The sequence below is a fragment of the Amphibacillus marinus genome, assembly GCF_900110345.1.
GTDB classification, from domain to species: domain Bacteria; phylum Bacillota; class Bacilli; order Bacillales; family Amphibacillaceae; genus Amphibacillus_D; species Amphibacillus_D marinus.
Window position 1 is genome coordinate 21046 of sequence record NZ_FODJ01000004.1, and the last position, 20016, is coordinate 41061.

The window sequence follows — 20016 nt, forward strand, 5'->3', positions numbered from 1 at the left end:
AGATAAAGGGTCATAAGTTAATGATTCAAAAGACCTAACGAAAAAATAGAGCTAGGCCTTTTCGTTGATGCGCCTACTTTTTTAGAGTGGAGAAATATTACAGTGTAGTCTAATCAAAGTATGGATAGAGGTATTTATGGTAAAATAGTAACTTTTGTTGAAAAAATTCTAATTATAGTTATTTTATCCTGGTTTTTGTCGATATAAGAAGAGTATTTAATTTTTTGTCTAGGAGGTGAGGCTACATTGGTAAGTTTAGCTACCAATTTAGTCAAGAGTTTGAAGCGCTTGGGGTGTGAGAAGGTTTTTGGCATACCAGGTAAACCGATAGCACCATTACTTATTGAGATGGAAAAACAGGATGTGCGCTTTGTTCTGGCTAGACATGAATGCGGAGCGGGCTATATGGCAACAGGCTATGCCTTGCAAAACAAAACACTTGGTGTTGCTCTGGGTACATCTGGTCCAGGGGGGACAAATATGCTGACGGCAGCAGGTCAAGCAAAAGCCTTCAATGCACCCGTTCTATTTATTACGGGTCATCCCCCTTTACGTGATTCTGGTAAAGCGGTTGGACAAGACTCTAGTCAGTTCGGTACTGATTTAGTTGAGCTGTTTAAGCCATTAACGCTCTTTAGTGCACGAATTGATGATGCAACTTTACTTGAAGGCTATCTTCAGCATGCGCTTCAAAAGGCACTTACTGGTAGTAAAGGGCCTGTGCATTTATCAATTCCATTGGATGTTCTAGGCACAGATCTACCAGTGTTTCAGTTTCCTAATTGGGAAATTACTGACGAAGTTGTTTCAGCAAATCTTGAGCGTGTTGCGAGCAGCCTGCAAGGGGCAAAAAGACCGGTTGTACTTGTAGGTAAGGGTCTACATAGTGCCAAAGCCTATCAAGAGCTGCAACAATTTGTAGAAGCGTGGCAGATTCCGATCATGACAACGCCTGGCGGAAAAGGCAGTTTCCCGACTAAGCACCCACTATCGTTAGGAAGCTTTGGACTGGGTGGAACAGCGGCAGCAGATGCTTATCTTCGTGAGGGTGTTGATGTCATGGTTGTCATCGGTACGCGTTTATCTGATATGTCAACAGCAGGTCTAACTCCAGAATCGTACCCAAATCAGATTATTCAATTTGATCAAGACCCGACCTTTGTTGGAAAAACGATTGAGGTTGACACCTTGTTTGTTAAGGGCGATGCTAAAGGCAACTTAGCTGAACTTAATAGCCGTTATTCAAAAACGGATCGCAATAGGCTTGACTTGTCGCCCTATTGGTTAGAGGAAAATCAACAATGTAAGGCAATGGCAAGACAAGCGTCTAATCATGCACGCTTATCAACGGCTAGCGCTATGATTAAACTACGTAACTGTTTACCAGATCAAACAATTGTATATGGTGATGATGGTAGCCACACCTTCTACGGTATTAAGTATTTCGATACGATTCACCCGGGGACATTTTTCTTTGATGATGTCTTTGGGGCAATGGGACATGGTTTAGGTCTATCAATTGGAGCTGCGTTAGCGGAGCCGGAAGCACCAGTTGTTTGTTTCGTTGGCGATGGCTGTTTAATGATGCACGGTATGGAATTATCAGCTGCTGTTGATCAGCAAGCTAATATGACATTTGTTGTATTTAATAATGGCATGCTTGATATGGTTGATAAGGGGATGAAGCACGGACTTGGTCAAGCCGTGGGTACCCAATACCGTCATGGGATTCATGCAGCACAGTTTGGCGAATCGCTAGGGGTAACAAGTGTTCGTTGTGAGTCGATTGATGAAATTGAACATGCTATTGCAGCTAGTTTAGCCCACTCTGGTCCATATCTAATTGAATTGTTAACCTTAAAGGATGAGGTGCCTCCAACAATGAAACGCGCTAAATTTTAGCAAATAGGCTAATTATTAAAATTAAAAAAGTGGGTGATCAAAGTGGATAAACAAGCATTTGGTTGGCGCAAAATAGAAGAGCTAGCAGGTGAACAGGGCATAAAATCAATGAAGGCTGTTGAAGAATTTTCGCCGCGGTTAGCTAAGCTAGCTTTGGAGTTTGGTTATGGTGATGTATATGCAGACGATAGTCTAACCATGCAACAGCGTGCGCTTATCACCCTGTCTTCACTCATAACTCAAGGGGATGCTGGGCGAGGTTTGCATTATCATTTTAGAGCTGCCTTAAATATCGGTCTTGAGAAGGCACAAATTTTAGAGCTTATTAATCATTGCAGTGCCTATGCTGGGTTTCCTAAGGCAATTCATGCCTTACATATTTTTAAAGAAGTACTTGAGCAAGCAGAACAAAAAAAATAGGAGGAATGTAAAAATGAGTAAATATGAGTATAAAGAGTATAAGGATGTTTTTTACTTTAATTATAAAGAAATGGCACAAACTGTTGCTGAAGCAAAACAACAGGCTGACTTTGTTAGATCTCAGCTCCAAAAGCCTACTGTTAAGAAATTTCTTAATGATAATAGCCTTATTCAAGGGGTAGCAACACAGGATGTTAATCAAGTATGGGGAGAGTTAATGCAGGATATTGCAAAGTATGTTGAGAAGACTGCTACTGTAGCACCTAACGTAACGCTTAAGATGCAGTTAAATAGATTATCCCGTTCTGCTGGAACGTATGAAAGCCTAAAAGCTTTTACGAGTGTTGGCGAAGCAAAAACGTTTCTAGGCGTAGAAGATATGGAAGCCTTGTAAGGATGATAGTGATGAAAAATGATTCAGTTTTAACTGTGAAGAAAAATGCAAAAAGAAATTTTATTGTCTATTCTATTTGTATGGCAATTCTACCCATGATTACAATGGTCACTATTGTCGATTTATTGTCCCTCAGCTTGACAAATATCTATTTTATCATAGGGGCTGTGTTGGTCATTCTTGTTGTCATCACCTTAGCTTTTCTATTTGCTAAGGCTCTCTTTAAAGAAAAGGGTACTATTGAAGCAGATGAGTCAAAGCCTTTAGAAGAAGCAGTCGGGCATGATCAGGATACAAAAGCGCTCACTTCACAAACGGCTACTGTTGCGAACCAATTAATGTCAACGACGAAGGAATCTAGTGATGCAGTAAGTGAAATTTCACAGACGATGCAGGAAATGGCATCTGGTGCTGATGCGCAAGCAAATGAAATTCATGAAATTAATCAGACCTCAGGACAAATCTTTTTTAGTCTTCAGGAAATTGTGGAGAGCATTAGCTTTGTTTCTGAAACGTCTAAGCAAGCAATTGGTCAATCAAGCGAGGGAGACAAGGCTGTTGAGAAAATCATGAGCCAAATGGATTTAATTGCTGATCAGGTGGGGCAATCAATTGAAGTTGTCCATCAACTTGATCAGAAAACAAATCAGGTTGGCGATATTTTGTCATTAATTACTGACATTTCCAATCAGACCAATCTATTAGCGTTGAATGCAGCAATCGAAGCGGCGCGTGCAGGTGAGCACGGCAAAGGATTTTCTGTAGTTGCTGATGAGGTTAGAAAACTAGCTGAACAAACGAATGATGCAACAAACAAAACACAAGGTCTTATCCAAGAGATTCAAGTAGGTACTTCGCAAGTAATTGAAGTTATTACCAAGGGTGGCCAATCAATTAAAGATGGCGCTCAGTTAAACGAAAATGTTAAGAAAGTCTTTCATAATATTGCAGGCAATGTTAATGAGGTCGATGAATTTATTCAAGATCTAAATGCTGCGATCGGTGATGTTACCTCCAATATGAAGCAAGTTAATAGCTCGATTGAGAAAGTATCTGAAGAGGTAAGTAATTCAAATGGTAACATTGAAAACATTGTAGCTGTCATTGAACAGCTAAATGCTTCAATGCAGGAAGTAGCAAGCTCATCAGATCTGCTTTCAAATATTGCAAATAAGTTAAATGATCAGATTAATGAATAGCTATTAAAGAGAACGTGATGCACTGATTCTTGAAAGGGTGTATCACGTTCTTTTAATCTTAACGGTTAATCTTACAAGAAAATGCATGATCGGTAATTGACAAGCTGAAGTCAGTAAGATAGAATTGAAAAAATGAAAGCGTTATCATTTTAGCTTTTACTGAGGTACGTGCCTCAATAAAAGTAGAGACGGTGAATTTTATGAAAGTAACTGCAAAAAAAATAGCTGAAGAATTAAATCTATCTCTAGCGACAGTTGACCGCGCCCTTCATAGTAGGGGAAATGTAAGTCCAAAGACGGTCCAACGTGTTTTAGCTAAAGCAAAGGAGTTAAATTACAAGCCGAATAAGTCTGCTCTTTTTTTATCTAAGAGAAAGTACGTCCGGCTAGCATTTTTATTCCCTCATTATCCTGCTTACTTTTGGGAAGGAATTGAGACGGGCATTCAGTCAGCCCTAGACGATGTTCAGGATTACGGCTTTGAAATTAATATTTTTAAAACGAATTATTGTTTAAAGGATCAGAAGGAAGCTGTTGAAGAAATTATTGCCACCAACCTGTACAATGGCTTAGTTATCTGCCCAGTTGATGATCAACAATTAACACAATTGATCGCTGAAACAGGTGGCGATGATTTTGCTATTTTCACCTTTAATAACGATTCCCCTCTTAGCAATCGCTTATCATATGTAGGAGCAAATTATCATCAGGCAGGCAGATTAGCTGGTGAAGTATTAAGTCTGCTTACCTATCAACCCAAGCAGCTTGCTCTCATAGTAGATGATAGTAACACAAACCAAATGCGTGACAAGCGGCAAGGCTTTGAGACATTTATGGCTGAGCAAAGTCCATTAACAAATGTACATGTTTTAAAAATTAATAACAGCCAATTAGATCAATCAATTAGAAGCTGTTTAGAGCAGCTAACGTCTGCTGATGGCATTTATGTCGCTTGTGGGTCATTAGCAGAGGTTGCTAATGCAATGACTCATTTTCCTGAATTTATTAACGTTAAATTAATTGGTCATGACATGAGTCAGGCAATCTATCAACATTTGCAACAAGGTACTGTTGCAGCAACGATCTGTCAAAATCCTTATTATCAGGGTATTCTAGCCGTAAGAACAGCATTTGACCATCTTATGCTCGAACAGCCAATTGATAATAAGGAGAAGATTGTTAAGCTAGAAATCGTAACTAAGGAAAATTCTTTTTATTATTTATGAGTTAATGATTTTTTAAAATAAAGCTGGGCTAAATTAAATAAGGAGAAGTGCATATGTAATCGCACTTCTCCTATTCTATTAAAGCTTATTGTATGTTAAACTGCACTTTTTTTCCTAAGCTTTAACCTAATATATTTATCAATCTCGACAACAAGAAGCACAATAATACCAGCAATGATCGCAATTGACCACTCTAATAGAGTTAATGGTTCAGTATAGAAGACAGCTTGCATGAACGGTACATAGGTGAGAATAAGCTGCAAGATAAGCATAATCCCGATAATAAGAAAAGCTTTCTTATTGGTGAAAAAGGCTTTAGAGAAAGCTAGGGCTGCAGTACGGATGTTAAACAGGTAAAAAATCTTGCTCATGACAATAATGTTAACCATCATTGTTCCTGCGGTTACTTTATCTGCCCCCATGTCAATTAGCCAATCATAGGCAATTAAGCTGATCAACGCCATTAGTACCGAAACATAAGTCATTTGCCAGATATCACGCTTATTCATGAGTGAATCGCCTGTTTTTCGTGGAGACCGACTCATGATGCCGGGCTCAGCAGGTTCAAAGATAAAGGCAAACTGAATCGTAATTGCCGATACCATGTTAATCCAGAGCATCTGGGTCGCCTGTAAGGGCATGTCACGTTGAGCCAGAATGGTAAAGGCAATAATTAATCCTTCGGCAAACGAGGTAGGCAACAGGAAGAGAATACTTTTTTTAATGTTCTCATAGATTCTGCGTCCTTCTCGAATGGCTATCGCCATTGTGGAAAAGTTGTCATCTGCTAATACCATATCGGCAGATTCCTTTGCGACATCTGTTCCTTTCATCCCCATTGCAATCCCGATATCCGCTTTTTTCAGAGCAGGTGCATCATTAACACCATCTCCAGTCATGGCAGTTACCTTACCACTCTTCTGTAGTGCCTCAATAATATCAAGTTTATTCTTTGGTGTTGTTCGGGCAAAGACCTGATAACTATTAACAATATCTTCTAATTTCTCGGACGATAATGCATCTATCTCAGCACCGGTAATGGTTTGGATATGATCAGCTAGCCCTAAGTGCTCGCCAATAGCTTTCGCTGTAATGGGGTGGTCACCGGTAATCATTTTAACTGCTATCCCAGCCTGTTTCATGACTTTCAAAGCCTCTATGACTTCTTCGCGCGGTGGATCAATGATCCCAACAATCCCAACCAGCTTAATGCCACTGGTCAAGTCCTCATGGTTAATGCTATTCGCTGATTGATCAACATCTTTAACACCGACAGCAACAACCCGCTTTCCTTGAGCAGATAAGGCATCAACTCTTTGCTTCCAAGTGTCGTTGTCAAAATGCTGATCAAATGCCTTTGCCATTGGAAAGAGGCGATCAGGCGAGCCTTTGATGAACAGCTTACGTTCATTATTGTTATCAATGGCTAATTTGGCGATATATCGATAGTCCGAATCAAATGGAATCTTGTCAAGCTCATCCCATAATGGTTGATTAAGGCCAAATGCTTTATGGTAAAGTGTTAAAAATGATCCGTCGGTGGGCTCACCATTGATAAACCAACCTTCTGTATCATTAGTTAATACAGTATCATTGGCTAGATAACCGGCTACTAATAATTCCGCCAACTCAGGATCATTAGCCAGATCGACCACTTCATTGTTCATCAACAGCTGTCCGTTAGGTGCATAACCAGTTCCGGAAACGGTGTAGTAATGTTCAGACGTATAGATATCTTGAACAGTCATCTCATTTTTTGTTAAGGTACCCGTTTTATCTGTTGCAATGACGTCAACTGAGCCTAACGTTTCCACTGCAGGTAAAGTCTTCACGATGGTCTTGTTCTTTTTCGCCATATCACTAACACCCATGGCAAGAATAACAGAGGTTGTTGCCGGTAAGCCTTCAGGGACAGAGCCAACAATCATCGTTACGATTGCTAATGCGAGCACCGCTAGTGAGTATGTTTCAATAAACAACCCAAAGATAAATAAGGCGATTGCCGCACCAATAATAACGTAGGAGATACCTTTACCAAGATTATCAATCTCTTTCATTAAAGGTGTCTTCTTTTGCGCAACTTTATTTACCTCGGTCGAAATTTGTCCGATTTGGGTGTCAATTGCTGTTGCAACAACAACTCCCGTCCCACTACCGTTTGTAATTGAGCTAGAAGCGAACGCCATATTCACTTGATCAGCTAATGGTGTTGGCTGCTCAATTATAATGGATTGCTTCATAATCGAGTCTGCTTCACCGGTAAGCGAAGACTCTTGTATTCTTAAGTTATCAGCATCTACAATTCTTAAATCGGCAGGTACATGGTCCCCGGCTTCTAGATAGACTAAGTCACCAGGTACAATATTTTGAGCGGGAATATCAATCCGATGACCCTCGCGAATAACCGTAGCATTCGACGAAAGTAGCTTCTGAATTTTCTCAAGAGCATTTGAAGCATTTACTTCTTGATAATAGCCAATACAAGCATTAATAATAATCACCAGACCGATAATTATTGAATCGGACAAGTGTCCCATGCCAAAGGTCAAGCCAGCAGCGACAATTAAAATATAAATAATCATATTATTAAATTGGCGCAAAAACAGTTTCCATTTTGGTGTGTCCTCATGCTCAATTTGATTAGGACCGTGTATTGCCAGGCGTTCCTGTGCTTCTTGCTTTGTTAAGCCTTTTTCTGGAGAAACCTTAAAGCGTTTAAAGACCTCCTCTTTAGCAAGTTGATAAAATCCTTGCTGTCGAGCTTCTATATTGTTCTTCATTTTGTGTTTTCCTTCTTTCATATAATTGTGAGTACGACAAAAAAACAGCTTCCTTTTTTATTTCTAAAAAATAAAAAGAACCCGTCTACTCACGTAATATAAGAAAAGGAAAGCCTTTATTTATGGTCGCCCTATGGGGGTCTGCATCTTCTTCTGCCTCATTCGGTTGGCAATTAGAAAAAGCAACTGTCCTTGACTCGTCCAATGATGATTCCACCTCCTCAATCAGTAATTAGCTTTGATTATATATAATCTGCTAACAAATGTCAAAGGGCAAAGACTAATACGATAATCTAGCATACTAATTACATACTATGCATAGAATGAAAGGTAGACTTGGATGGTTAATAGAGAGGGTGTTGGCTATCGTGTTATGTGCCGAGCAATTGACAAAGAAATATCGCACTGGAGAAGGTGTTTTTAATCTTAATTTTAAAGTGAGTAATGGAAAAATAGTTGGACTTGTTGGGACAAGTGGCTCTGGTAAGACAACATTAATGAGATGCCTAGCCGGATTACTTGAGCCAGATGAGGGCCGAGTGCTATTAGACGGCTCACATCCTAATACTAGTGAAGGAAGAAAAAAGATCGCCTATTTGCCTGAGCAGGCTGACTTAATTCCAGATTTAACAGTAGTTGAGCAACTCCATTTTAAAGCAATGGCCTTTGGGCATAAAGGACCTTCACTCGAGCGTATCGTTCAGGAAGCGATTAAAGCGGTAAATCTTGGTGCCTATGCTGAGCAATTATGTGGCCAGTTATCGGCAGGACAGCGGAGGAGGGTATGGCTTGCTTGGGCTGTGCTACAACAGGCTGAGCTATATTTGTTAGATGACCCGACATCAGGGTTAGATCGAAAAACGCAAAAATGGTTAAAACAATGGTTGGATGAACAAAGGCTTGCAGGAAATAGTATTGTAGTGGCTACCCAACATATTCATTGGATAGAGGATATTGCGGATTATTGCCTCGTACTTGAGCAAGGGAAAATCGTAAAAAGAAAGAAACGACCAAATAAGCTTATTGTTCTAGATGAAAAGTTGTTAAATAGACAGGATTGAGGGGACTGATAATGCAAGTTATTTTTTTATTACATCTTCGGCGATATAAGCGGCAGTTCATGAATCAATTTAGCAAAATGGACAATATCTTGTTCATTGCTGTACCTATTATTGTAGCGGTATGGTTTATCCAGCATTATTTTTACCTAAAGCCCGATCAGCTAGCAACGAGGTGGATAGGTTGGTTAATGGTTGGATTTGTTTTGATAGGAGCAATAGCTGGACTTTTAGCGAGTCTGCTACCGGTGAATCGAAATGATTTAAGCTGGTTAACTACAAGTCAAACGGAATTGGTACGCCAAGTGTGCAGTCTCTTTATTGTCAAGGTTGTGCCTTTCTTTTCTGTGTGGATTGGAGCAGCAGCTTTATTTGAGCTTTTTCTATTTGTTAGGGGAGACTGGCAGCCGATTGTCTTTAAAGCAATCGTTTCATTTATCGCTTTACTTTTTCCTAGCTGGCTTGCTTTTTGCTGTTCAACCATTCGAAGTGATGCTATGAAAAAGAGGCTAGCACTGGGTGTTGCTAATTTATTAGGATTTGGCTATCTTGTCCTAACCATTATGCTCATTACTGATGACGGTACTTCATTATTTATCAGCCTACTTGATCAGTTAGGTGCGTTTGTTTATGGACGAATAACCCTTGTTGCAGTCTTATTGTTTTTACTGGCTGTTGGTGTGTCTATTAGTTTTATTATCTACTTTATAAAAAAGCCTACCTTTATAACTTTTATCTATAGTGAAACAGAATCTTTGGCTAGAAATAAGCAAAAACCTATGCGATTAGGATTAAACAAGAGTATGGTTAGTAATCGCTACCCATTTGTTTGGCTTGAATGCAAACGGATAAAGGCTAAGCGAGCAGGGGTGGTCTTTATAATTAGTTTGCCTGTCATTGTTTTGTTGATCGTTAAAGCTCCCTCTTATTATGAAGGATTGTTTGTCTTTGCAAGTCTATTATATCTAATTGCTGGCTATCGCTCTCGTGTTATTCAACATCATTGTTATCATACGCTAATATTGTTTCCTGGACGTCTGCTCACTAAAGTAATTCAAATTGAGGTGCTCTCGATACTCTCAGTTGTAGGCGGTGTCGTTCTCTTTCATTGTCTTGGACTGCTGCTTAGCATCCAAGTGACTGGATCTAGAATAGTTTTACTCTACCTACTGCTTGCCTTGGCCATTGTTATAAGGTTATATACGCTAATTCGCATGAGTAAGCATCATCAATTGTTAGGCTTGAACTACTTAAAATGGATATCAGCCTGGTGTTTACTAATATTTTTTACTAGTTTCTTGTTTAGGTTTTTTCCGAGTAGTCAATTAACTAATTTGATCTATGCTTATGGTAGCCTTGGTATCTTGCTTGTTTTTGGAATCCATATGATTCTCTTAATGAATCGAGTAAAGGCAGAGTTATGATGACGTTTAACTATCTTAATCTAACCATTAATAGTATTACTCTCATGTAAATAGTGAGTAAGGTTTTTGTTAACGTTCGGTAAATTCCACCTCTAGCTTACGAAAGCTTGCTATAGTGAATAAAAAAAGAGGTGGACATCATGATCTTAAGAATAAAACATCGCTTAGTACTTATTGTTGTCATTAGTTTTGGTTTTTTAATCAATACAGCTTATACACATGCCGAAAACGAGCAAGAGACTCAAACCAATTATGAGATATTGATGATAGAGGAGGCATTTACCGATGCCTCCCTTTTAGCGGCCGTAAAAGAAGAAATAGCAGCGCTTGGCTACCATGAACTTAGTTATGAAGCTTTAGCAACTATTACTGAACTAGTAAGCGTCCGCAATCAAGGGATTTCTAGCTTGGCAGGAATAGAGCTGTTGACCAATTTACAAGCTCTTGAAATGCGCTCCAATCAAATAGATGATTTAACACCGCTGTCAGCGTTAACCCAGTTAGAGTCAATTGATTTAAGAGAAAATAGCCTGGTAACCTTAGTTGGTATTGAAAATTTAATTAATCTAAAAATTTTAGACGTACGGGTAAACGCTATTGAATCATTAACACCGCTAGGACAATTACTTAATTTAGAGCAACTTGATATTCGTGATAATCGTGTAACAGATATTACTGCTCTTGAAGATTTATCACAGCTTACTGAATTTAGTGCAAGGAATAATGGCATCGTCGATGTAGCACCTTTGGCCAACGCAACAGAAATGGTGGAGCTAAACCTTCATTCAAATCAAGTAGCGGATATATCTGCTCTATCCTCGCTAACGAAAATGGAACGGTTAGTATTGAGAAGGAATAATATAACTGATATTAGTGCGTTACAGTACATGAGTAGATTAGAGGACCTTAACATTCGTGATAATGCAATTACTGATATTCGTCCGTTGGAAAATTTAGCAAGGCTTCGTATTCGTTTGAACCTTGATGGGAACACGGGAATTACTGACTTCACACCAATTGCTCACTATTATCATGAGATAGAAGATGTTGATTTTGTCTTACCTGGTCGACCTCCAATTAATTTAGATGATTTGAATCCGGTCATTGGTGAGGCAAGACTAGCAAGCATAAGGACAGATGTGCTGGCTGCCAATGCACATATTACTGATCGTAATATTCGCGCAACCAAGCTTGAGCAGCTGGCAACTGGACCGTTTGCTTTTTATCGTGGGACTGCTTCACTATTTTTTCGAGATATAAACAATAATGTCATTGAATTTCCTGAAAGCTGGAATGCGCTAAATCAGTTTAATACGTGGATTACAGGTGATTTGCATATAGAAAATATCGGGTTTTATGGTAATCGATTTGGAGAGGCTATCTTTGAATTAAATGATTTTGACGAAGTAGGAATTGCGCCTTTTTACTATGATCTAGTAAAATTTGGTACGAGTCTCTACTTATTAAATGATGCGGCACCAAGACTACAGCTTGAAGAGACTACGATTATGAATAGTGTCAATCATTACGCTAGCGCCTATCAAGCAGCCGTTCAGCGCGTTGCGGATGGAGAGATTAATGTTGAAGAGCATTATTTTACTCAGGATAATTTAACTGGGTTTATTGGTGAGTTTGCAAAATCTGTGAGTGGTGAACCATTAAATAATCAGTTAACAACTTGGACAACAATAGGAAATGGCCGACAATTTGATATAACAAACAACCGCCTTGCTTTAGCTACAGAGACGGAAAAACAGAACATAATTGATAACTGGTCGACGTACATCGCAGGCATTGATCAAAATATAAAAGATGAGGTAGGACAAGACTATTTTGAAATTAAGGATATTGCCCGCCGAATTAATGCTGGCCTAGGTAGCTTGGGCTATGATCGTTTCTATATCTTGATTGAGGGAGAGACATCATCGCTAGAGGACGATATTATCCTAGATGTGAAAGCTCAGGGACCATCAGCTGTTGAGGCTTCAGGTTTATTTAACGGATCAGAATATGGAGCGCATGCAAACCGAACTATTGCTGGAACCTTTGCGTTGCACAATTTTGCCGATATTCACTGGGGGACATTAGAGGTCAATGACCAGTCTTTCTTAGTAAAGGAACGGTCGCCTTTTAAAGATGAAGTTGGTCCAACTGATTTCGCAGGCGTTGCTGATTTAGATAATTTTATTCAGGCAAGTGCTGAAGCAACTGCCTATGCCCATATTAGAGCCGCGCGTCAACTGGGTGTTAATGATTATGTTAATAATTTAGCTACCGTTTTTACAAATTATGGTGATGATTTTGCTGAAGAATTTACTGAAGTTAGCTTGCGTTACTATGCTCAGGTTCTTAGTGATCAGCAATTGTATAGAGAGCTTTATGCTGATGGTGCATTTGAGCAAGATGAAGAAGAGAATGGTGCTCCAACAGATCCAGTAGATTCAGAGGATCCAATCGATTTGGAAGATCCAGTAGATTCAGAAGAACCGATTGATGAAGAAGATTCAATAGACCCCGCAGACCCAGTAGATATAGAGGATTCGGTAGATCCAAGTGAGGGAACAATTGAAGATTTACGTAATGAAAGTGAGAGCAGTGGTGAGGCGTTACCAGCAACGGCAACAACACAGTTTAACTATCTGATTTTGGGACTAGTGCTCCTTTTAAGTGGGGGCGGCGTTTTCACCTATTATAGATTGCGAACTAACCAAAGCTAATAAAAGAGCAGATTAACTGATTGTAGGCCCCCCTTAGCATAAGATGAGAATCCAAGTATGCGAAGTGGGGGTTAACAGTCAGTCAAAGTCAATTTGTTCAGAGCTCTTTTTTGGAGGCAACACTTTGGTCATAGCTTTAGGTGCAAGCATGTGATGCTGCCAATTAGCGGAGGAAAGAAAACCACCACTAAATGAAGATACTCCTTATTAGTGAATACGCTGCTTTTTGACTAGCGAGTGTCAATTGGATAACTTTAACGATTATTCATCTCATTCGGATGTGGTCCTCGACGTCTATCTAGGTTAAGTGCATTAATCTGCTCCATCTCCTCAGTCGCCAGTTCAAAATCAAACACGTTAAAGTTCTCCTCAATTCGCGATGGTGTCACGGATTTAGGAATAACGATTGAATGGCTTTGTAAATGCCAACGTAAGATAACTTGAGCAGCAGTCTTGTTGTGTTTAGTAGCAATTGCTTTAATAACATCGTCTTTTAAAATATCGCCGCCTTGCTCTAATGGGCTCCATGCCTCAAGGTAAATATTGTGTTGGGCACAAAAGGCTTTCAACTCTGTTTGAGCTAGATGAGGGTGACATTCAACTTGATTCAAAACGGGTTTAACATCACATTCCTTTAACAAACGCTCAAGGTGTTCAATTTCAAAATTACATACACCAATGGCTTTAACGCGACCATCTTTGTAAAGGTGTTCAAGTGCTTGGTATGTCTCAATATACTGATCGTACTGTGGAGTAGGCCAGTGAATAAGATAGAGGTCGACATAATCCAATTCAAGCCGAGCTAAGCTTTCTTCAAAAGCGCGTAATGTACTGTCGTAGCCTTGATCACTATTCCAAACCTTGGTTGTAATAAATAAATCTTCTCGTGGAACAGTCGTGTTCTTGAGGGCTTGTCCAACGCCTTCCTCATTACGATAAATCATTGCCGTATCAATTGAACGATAGCCGACTTCAAGTGCTTTATTAACAGCGGCTGTAGCCCCCTCATTTTTTACTTGCCATACGCCAAATCCTAGCTGCGGCATTTTTAACCCATTATTTAGTGTGACATAGTTCAATAGTATAACCACCTTTTATAGTTGGTATTAACAAGTACCCCTCTTTTTTAAGAGCGTAAACGACAGCGTGTCCCAGCGGTGTTTTACTTCACGTGCATTTCATTGGGGTCTGATCCTTTACGGCGATCAATATTTAAATTGTCAATGATGCTCATTTCTTCATCACTTAATTCAAAATTAAATATATTAAAATTCTCTTCAATTCTAACAGGAGTAATTGATTTTGGAATAACAATAGTGTTGTTTTGAATGTGCCAACGTAGCACTACTTGTGCTGCCGTTTTATTATGTGTAGAACCAATTTTAGTAATGGCATCATCCTGTAGTACTTCGCCACCTTGCTCAAGCGGGCTCCACGCCTCAACAAAAATATCATGCTGTGCGCAAAAAGCCTTTAACTTCTTCTGTGTCAGGTGAGGATGACACTCTATTTGATTAACGACAGGTTTAACCTTGCATTCCTGTAAAATACGTTCGAGGTGTGCGATCTCAAAATTACTTACACCTATGGCTTTAACACGTCCTTCATAATACAATTCTTCAAGTGCTTGATAAGTTTCAATGTATGTGTCAAACCTAGGCGTTGGCCAGTGGATTAAGTAAAGGTCAACATACTCAAGGCCAAGCCGCTTAATACTTTCCTCAAAGGCACGTTTTGTATTTTTATAGCCTTGATCAGTATTCCAGACCTTGGTGGTAATAAATAACTCTTCCCTTGGAATTTGTGATTCTCTTAATGCCTTACCCACACCTTCTTCATTACGGTAGATCATCGCCGTGTCGATGGATCGATAGCCAACTTCAAGTGCCGTTGCTACCGCCTGAGTAGCCTGTTCGTTCTCAACTTTAAATACACCAAAACCGAGCTGCGGCATCTTAATGCCATTGTTCAACGTGACTAAATTCATGTACCTAACCACCTTTACAGATTTTTTGGTTATTGCTATTGTCTGATTGTAAGCTCCATTTTAAACATATTAGACGAACCGAAGTATCGTCAGTGAAAGCCCGATTCGTTTAGAGCCCGTTCTTTAGGTGCTAACAATTAGTGAAGGATCAAGAAAAACGTCACTGCTTGAAGATTCACTTTATTTACCACTTCTATTATAAGTTAAATAGCATCAACTAATCAAAGGATTTGCTAGTCTGGTTGAAATAATTGTAGCTCGCAGATTAACTGACTGTAAGTCCCCATATCAAGCATAAGAGAAGCATTCAATTATGCAAAACGGTGATCAACAGTCGGTAAAAGCCCGATTGGTTCATCTAACAATCAGCGAAGCTCGCACACTTTACCTTCTATAGTTGTTCATATTGTGTACACAATTAAGATTAATGTTACTATAGGGATAAATATTATATTTGCTTGTAGTAGCTTCACGCCAGATTAGTAAATATAAGAATAATGCCAATGATGAGGTGACGGTCATGCCTGTTTACAATAAATTAGTCCGGGACAAAATTCCTAGTATAATAAATAAATCTGGTAAATTAGCTCAGATATGTATTTTATCAGATGCTGAGTATCAAGACGCATTATCTGAAAAACTGAACGAGGAGATTGAAGAGCTTATTGAAGCGCAGACCAGAGAGGAGCGACTTGAGGAGGCGGATGATGTTTTAACGGTATTAGAAGCGTTCCTTTGCCATTACGGGTTAACCATGCAGGAAGTTGAACAGGTTAAGGTGAACAAGGAAGTCAGTCATGGTGGCTTTAGTCAGCGGATATTTCTTGAGGAGGTTAAATAATGAGCTGTGAATGGGGATAGTGAATAACTCCGGTACACGTGTATTTTAATTTCGCGCGTTCCACGCAATATAATGCTGAGCTAATTTTTTTAAAAAAATAAACCAATACGGTAATTAATTTGCGAATTCCGCATTGGTTTGGATGATAAATTAATGATTTTGTGTTGCTTCGAGTACTTTCTTAGATCCAAGTGAAAGAAAGACGCTGATTGGGCTTGCCTCTTTTGTCAGTAAATGCTGTGTGAAATAGTATGACAGACCTAACGGGATAATTGCACAAAGCCAAGCTAATGGACTAGCAATTACCGCCCCGTTAAATCCGAAATAATGAGCTAAGACAAAGGCGCCGATAACACGTCCGACTAATTCCATAATGCCAGCTAATGTTGGTGCGAAGCTATTACCGACCCCTTGAATGGTGTGCCTTAGTAAAAATACCAGTGCTAACAGACTGTAAAAAGGCGCTTGTAGCTTGAAAAATTGTTCTGCTAAGTCAAGTACAACGCTGTTAGCGTCATTTACAAAGAATGATGACATGAAGCGACCACCAAAGAATAGGATTAATCCAATGACAAATGAGTAGCTGATCGTAATTAATAATCCTACCCGCATCCCCTTTTTAATACGGGTAAACTGCTTGGCACCAAAATTTTGAGCGGCAAATGTCGACATCGTTATGCCAAAGGCGGGTAGTGGCATTGTTAGCAATTGATCAATTTTACTAGCAGCGGTAAAAGCAGCCACTGACAGCGCACCCAATTGATTTAGTGTGACTTGAATTGCAATGGAACCAACAGCAATAATTGAATACTGGAAGCCATAAGGTAGCCCAATGCGTAAGTGCTCAGCATATTCAGCCCACTCTAGAGTCCAGTCCCTTTTCCTAATGTGCAGGATATGTATTTTCTTCTTAATGTACACCATACATAAAAGAGAAGCGACGAGCTGAGACATAACCGTTGCTATACCTGCACCAGCTAAATCAAGATTAAAACCAAGAATAAATAAATAATCTAAAGCTATATTTAATAAAGAACTAATGATTAAAAAAAATAATGGGGTCTGGCTATCACCAATGGCCCGCAAAATATTAGCGAGAAAATTAAACATCACAGTTGGCCCAATGCCGAGAAAAATGATAAATAAATAATCATAGGCTAAATCAATAATCTCTGGTGGTGTCTGCATAATAGTTAGGATATTTCTTGTATTAAGTGCAGCAATGATTGTTATCATAATACTTACGATACTTGTAATTACAATACTAACGGTCAGACTTCTTTTTAATGCGGCCTCATCCTTTCGCCCAAACCGTTGAGCTGTAATAACGGCTAGACCTGCTGTTAAACCAATAGCCAGTCCTAAGATTAAAAAAGTAATACTTCCAGTGGCCCCAACTGCTGCTAGTGCATCCAATCCAAGAGTCTGACTAACAATAAAAGTATCGGAAATAGTATAGAATTGCTGAAACACATTCCCTAATAGCAAAGGTAATGTGAAAAATACAATAAGCTTAAATGGGTTTCCTGAAGTCATATCTCTTCCCATTTTGCACCCCCTCTTAATATGCGGTTTCATTCCCCTAGAATAGTATAGTCCTATCCTTTAAAAAAGCAAGTATTAAAAACTATTAATTGATATAAAATTTCGCAATGATAAAGGCACTGTAAATGAATGAATATCTGCTCCCTTTTTTTGTTTTTTAAGCTATAATTTAGTTATATAGTAGCGCGTAGGGTAGGGACATTTATTTAAAAACTGGAGGTTAAGATGAAGCTTTTTCGATGGATAATGAGTGGCATTATTTTTTTAATTTTTACTATTATTTGTACATTTCTACTTTTTATTATCACACAATACTATCACGAGCGCCTTTATGGTCGAGACAATTATTTAATGTGGACTTTTAATGAACCATATGTCAATCTATACATTATTTATATCGTGTCATTATCGTATTGTTTGGTAAGCTTATTAAAGCGACGTTTTCGCCTGAAGTGGTTGTCATTACTCAATAGTAAACGTAAACTGCTGGTTGCTATTGTTATCAATGCAACAATAATTTATGGTTTAACGACGAACGTAACGATACTTACAGATAACGAAATAATAGATTACCATCCCTTGAAGCCAATGGGACAAAGGTATCCTTATCATGACGTGGACAAGATTAATTTAGGTGCTTCTAGAAAGGGGCATTTTTATTATCGCATTACTTTAATGAACGGCAAAACAATTAATTTAAATAGTGTTGGTGGCGTAAAGGATGATCAGCACCCATTTTTTATTATTGAGCAATTGGACAATTCACTTGTGCAATTACTTGTTAATAAGCAAGTTGATTCAAAATATCTAGCTAGAGCAGAGCTGGATTTAGCTAAACCCTATTCGGATAGTATGTGGCGCATTTTCAATCGCACAACTACAAAAGACTAGCGCTTGAACTAGTAAAAATATGATGAAAGGTGGTCATTGCTTGCTTTTTAGTGTGATCGCTACTGTAGCTATAAGTGTTGCAAGTATTCAGTATTATCTAATTTATAAAAGTTTTCGTCATGTTAAGTATGGGGACGTTTTGACAAGAAAACTAAATAAAGACACGCAAACACGACTCAGGACAATGAATATTTGGTTCGGAATTTTTTTGATTGCTGTAATTGTTGTTATCATGACATAGCTACTGATCATATGCTTAATAAATCTTTGAACATTTGTCATAGCTTACAGAATAATCGTGGCAGATATTCGCACATAAAGCTAGAACCCATTAGATTACCATGTTAAATTTGCTCTTGTGAAAAAGATCACTTTAGGAAACTAGTTTGTTAGTGAAGGGGAGGGGTTTGAAAGTGCAGATTGGGATACCGAAGGAAATTAAAAATAATGAACGTCGTGTAGCGATTACGCCTAATGGAGTTCAGTTGTTGGTGCGGGATGGCCACGAGGTTATTATTGAGCAAGAGGCCGGCACGGAAGCGGGCTTTACCAATCAATTATACGAAGAGGCTGGTGCAAGCATAGTAGTCTCTGCTCAAGAAGTATGGGCAGCAGATATGGTCATTAAGGTAAAGGAACCACAGGAAAGCGAATATGGGTTTTTTCGAGATGATCTTATTTTATTTACCTACTTGCATTTAGCTAATGAACCTGCTCTTACTTCAGCATTAAAGGCATCTGGCATTACTGCAATTGCCTATGAAACAATGATGGATGAAAAAGGTGGCTTGCCTATTTTAACGCCAATGAGTATTGTGGCAGGGCGGCTAGCACCGCAACTAGGTGCACACTACTTGCAGAGTCCGCAAGGTGGGGAAGGGGTATTAATTGGCGGTGTGCCTGGTGTTCAGAATGGTAAGGTTGTCATTATTGGTGGTGGTGTCGCTGGTCAGAATGCGCTTCAAATTGCTAAGGGCTTAGGAGCCCACGTTACCATTCTAGACGTAAAACTAGATGTTCTGCAAAGAATTGAAGATATTTACGGTCAAGATGTTGTCACATTAATGTCTAATCAGCTAAATATTGCCAAGGCGGTAAAGGAAGCAGATGTTGTTATTGGTGCGGTTCTAATTCCTGGCTCCAAAGCTCCTAAACTTGTATCTGAAGCAATGGTAAGTGAGATGAAGCCTGGTTCAGTAATTATTGATATCGCGATTGATCAAGGTGGAATTTTTGAGACAGTTGATCGAACCACTTCCCATGATGATCCTGTTTATCAAAAGTATGGCGTGCTTCACTATGCTGTGCCCAATATGCCAGGTGCTGTGCCAAGAACGTCGACAATAGCTTTAACTAATGTGACCATTCCTTATGCGATTAAAATTGCCAGACAAGGTTTTTTAGCTGCATGTAAGCTAGATCAAATGATTTATACAGGTGTAAATATTTATCAAGGTCATACGACTAATGAGAATGTAGCCATGGCGTTTGAACAGCAGTTCACACCATTAGCCGATTTGCTTTAAATTTAGGTGCGAAAAAATAAATTTGAGTGCGAAAATTATCTATTGGGAGCGATTGTGCATAAATGAGTGCGATCGCTCCTATTTGGTTAAATTCGCTCTTATTCAC

The 20016-nt window shown here is 39.1% G+C and carries 15 protein-coding genes; 11 read left to right on the forward strand and 4 right to left on the reverse strand.

Going from position 1 to position 20016, the window contains the following annotated elements; all coding sequences use genetic code 11:
• Positions 1-246 precede the first annotated feature (246 nt).
• From BM000_RS07200 to BM000_RS07220, 5 genes are all read left to right on the forward strand, one after another.
• The gene (locus BM000_RS07200) at positions 247-1902 is read left to right on the forward strand and encodes a thiamine pyrophosphate-binding protein (RefSeq protein ID WP_091496340.1); all 1656 of its coding nucleotides are present in this window, start codon (positions 247-249) and stop codon (positions 1900-1902) included.
• 42 nt (positions 1903-1944) lie between these two features.
• Positions 1945-2322 carry a carboxymuconolactone decarboxylase family protein gene (locus BM000_RS07205; RefSeq protein ID WP_091496342.1) on the forward strand — a complete coding sequence of 126 codons (378 nt, stop codon included), beginning with the start codon at positions 1945-1947 and terminating at the stop codon, positions 2320-2322.
• A 13-nt stretch (positions 2323-2335) separates the two neighbouring features.
• Positions 2336-2716, forward strand: coding sequence for a hypothetical protein (locus tag BM000_RS07210; RefSeq protein ID WP_091496344.1), 381 nt, complete (start codon positions 2336-2338; stop codon positions 2714-2716).
• An 11-nt stretch (positions 2717-2727) separates the two neighbouring features.
• Entirely contained in the window at positions 2728-3915 is a 1188-nt protein-coding gene (locus tag BM000_RS07215) for a methyl-accepting chemotaxis protein (protein WP_177178245.1), read from the forward strand.
• 200 nt (positions 3916-4115) lie between these two features.
• Positions 4116-5141 (forward strand): LacI family DNA-binding transcriptional regulator, encoded by a 1026-nt coding sequence (locus BM000_RS07220; protein WP_091496347.1) that lies wholly within the window; start codon positions 4116-4118, stop codon positions 5139-5141.
• A gap of 95 nt (positions 5142-5236) precedes the next feature.
• Here the strand turns inward: BM000_RS07220 and BM000_RS07225 are convergent, their stop codons facing one another.
• A complete protein-coding gene (locus BM000_RS07225) occupies positions 5237-7921 on the reverse strand; it encodes an HAD-IC family P-type ATPase (protein WP_218144087.1) in 2685 nt (894 codons plus the stop codon).
• A 368-nt stretch (positions 7922-8289) separates the two neighbouring features.
• Here BM000_RS07225 and ccmA point away from each other — a divergent pair, with 368 nt between their 5' ends.
• From ccmA to BM000_RS07240, 3 genes are all read left to right on the forward strand, one after another.
• Positions 8290-8982 carry a heme ABC exporter ATP-binding protein CcmA gene (gene ccmA / locus BM000_RS07230; RefSeq protein ID WP_245751611.1) on the forward strand — a complete coding sequence of 231 codons (693 nt, stop codon included), beginning with the start codon at positions 8290-8292 and terminating at the stop codon, positions 8980-8982.
• An 11-nt stretch (positions 8983-8993) separates the two neighbouring features.
• The gene (locus BM000_RS07235; RefSeq protein WP_091496353.1) at positions 8994-10403 is read left to right on the forward strand and encodes a hypothetical protein; all 1410 of its coding nucleotides are present in this window, start codon (positions 8994-8996) and stop codon (positions 10401-10403) included.
• Positions 10404-10543: 140 nt separating this feature from the next.
• Positions 10544-13120, forward strand: a complete 2577-nt coding sequence (locus tag BM000_RS07240) for a DUF2252 family protein (RefSeq protein WP_091496355.1) — start codon at positions 10544-10546, stop codon at positions 13118-13120.
• 254 nt (positions 13121-13374) lie between these two features.
• Here BM000_RS07240 and BM000_RS07245 read toward each other — a convergent pair whose 3' ends face one another.
• Positions 13375-14199: an aldo/keto reductase gene (locus tag BM000_RS07245; protein ID WP_091496357.1), complete on the reverse strand. Its 825-nt coding sequence runs from the start codon at positions 14197-14199 to the stop codon at positions 13375-13377.
• 83 nt (positions 14200-14282) lie between these two features.
• Positions 14283-15107 (reverse strand): aldo/keto reductase, encoded by an 825-nt coding sequence (locus tag BM000_RS07250; protein ID WP_091496360.1) that lies wholly within the window; start codon positions 15105-15107, stop codon positions 14283-14285.
• A 454-nt stretch (positions 15108-15561) separates the two neighbouring features.
• Between BM000_RS07250 and BM000_RS07255 the strand changes: the two genes are divergently transcribed.
• On the forward strand, positions 15562-15948 hold the full coding sequence (locus BM000_RS07255) for a nucleoside triphosphate pyrophosphohydrolase (RefSeq protein WP_143063907.1): 387 nt from the start codon (positions 15562-15564) through the stop codon (positions 15946-15948).
• A gap of 150 nt (positions 15949-16098) precedes the next feature.
• Here BM000_RS07255 and BM000_RS07260 read toward each other — a convergent pair whose 3' ends face one another.
• Positions 16099-17496 (reverse strand): MATE family efflux transporter, encoded by a 1398-nt coding sequence (locus BM000_RS07260; protein WP_091496364.1) that lies wholly within the window; start codon positions 17494-17496, stop codon positions 16099-16101.
• Between the two features lie 222 nt (positions 17497-17718).
• Between BM000_RS07260 and BM000_RS07265 the strand changes: the two genes are divergently transcribed.
• Both BM000_RS07265 and ald read left to right on the forward strand, forming a co-directional pair.
• Positions 17719-18384, forward strand: a complete 666-nt coding sequence (locus BM000_RS07265; RefSeq protein WP_091496366.1) for a hypothetical protein — start codon at positions 17719-17721, stop codon at positions 18382-18384.
• A 413-nt stretch (positions 18385-18797) separates the two neighbouring features.
• Complete coding sequence (ald, locus tag BM000_RS07275; RefSeq protein ID WP_091496370.1) at positions 18798-19910, forward strand: alanine dehydrogenase; 1113 nt, start codon at positions 18798-18800, stop codon at positions 19908-19910.
• Positions 19911-20016: the final 106 nt, after the last annotated feature.

Bases quoted from the DNA above. Each gene is read 5' to 3' on its own strand.
- BM000_RS07265 (WP_091496366.1), top strand. From the start codon at position 17,719: ATGAAGCTTTTTCGATGGATAATGAGTGGCATTATTTTTTTAATTTTT.
- BM000_RS07225 (WP_218144087.1), bottom strand. From the start codon at position 7,921: ATGAAGAACAATATAGAAGCTCGACAGCAAGGATTTTATCAACTTGCT.
- BM000_RS07215 (WP_177178245.1), top strand. From the start codon at position 2,728: ATGAAAAATGATTCAGTTTTAACTGTGAAGAAAAATGCAAAAAGAAAT.
- BM000_RS07210 (WP_091496344.1), top strand. From the start codon at position 2,336: ATGAGTAAATATGAGTATAAAGAGTATAAGGATGTTTTTTACTTTAAT.
- BM000_RS07220 (WP_091496347.1), top strand. From the start codon at position 4,116: ATGAAAGTAACTGCAAAAAAAATAGCTGAAGAATTAAATCTATCTCTA.
- BM000_RS07235 (WP_091496353.1), top strand. From the start codon at position 8,994: ATGCAAGTTATTTTTTTATTACATCTTCGGCGATATAAGCGGCAGTTC.
- BM000_RS07240 (WP_091496355.1), top strand. From the start codon at position 10,544: ATGATCTTAAGAATAAAACATCGCTTAGTACTTATTGTTGTCATTAGT.
- BM000_RS07250 (WP_091496360.1), bottom strand. From the start codon at position 15,107: ATGAATTTAGTCACGTTGAACAATGGCATTAAGATGCCGCAGCTCGGT.
- BM000_RS07260 (WP_091496364.1), bottom strand. From the start codon at position 17,496: ATGGGAAGAGATATGACTTCAGGAAACCCATTTAAGCTTATTGTATTT.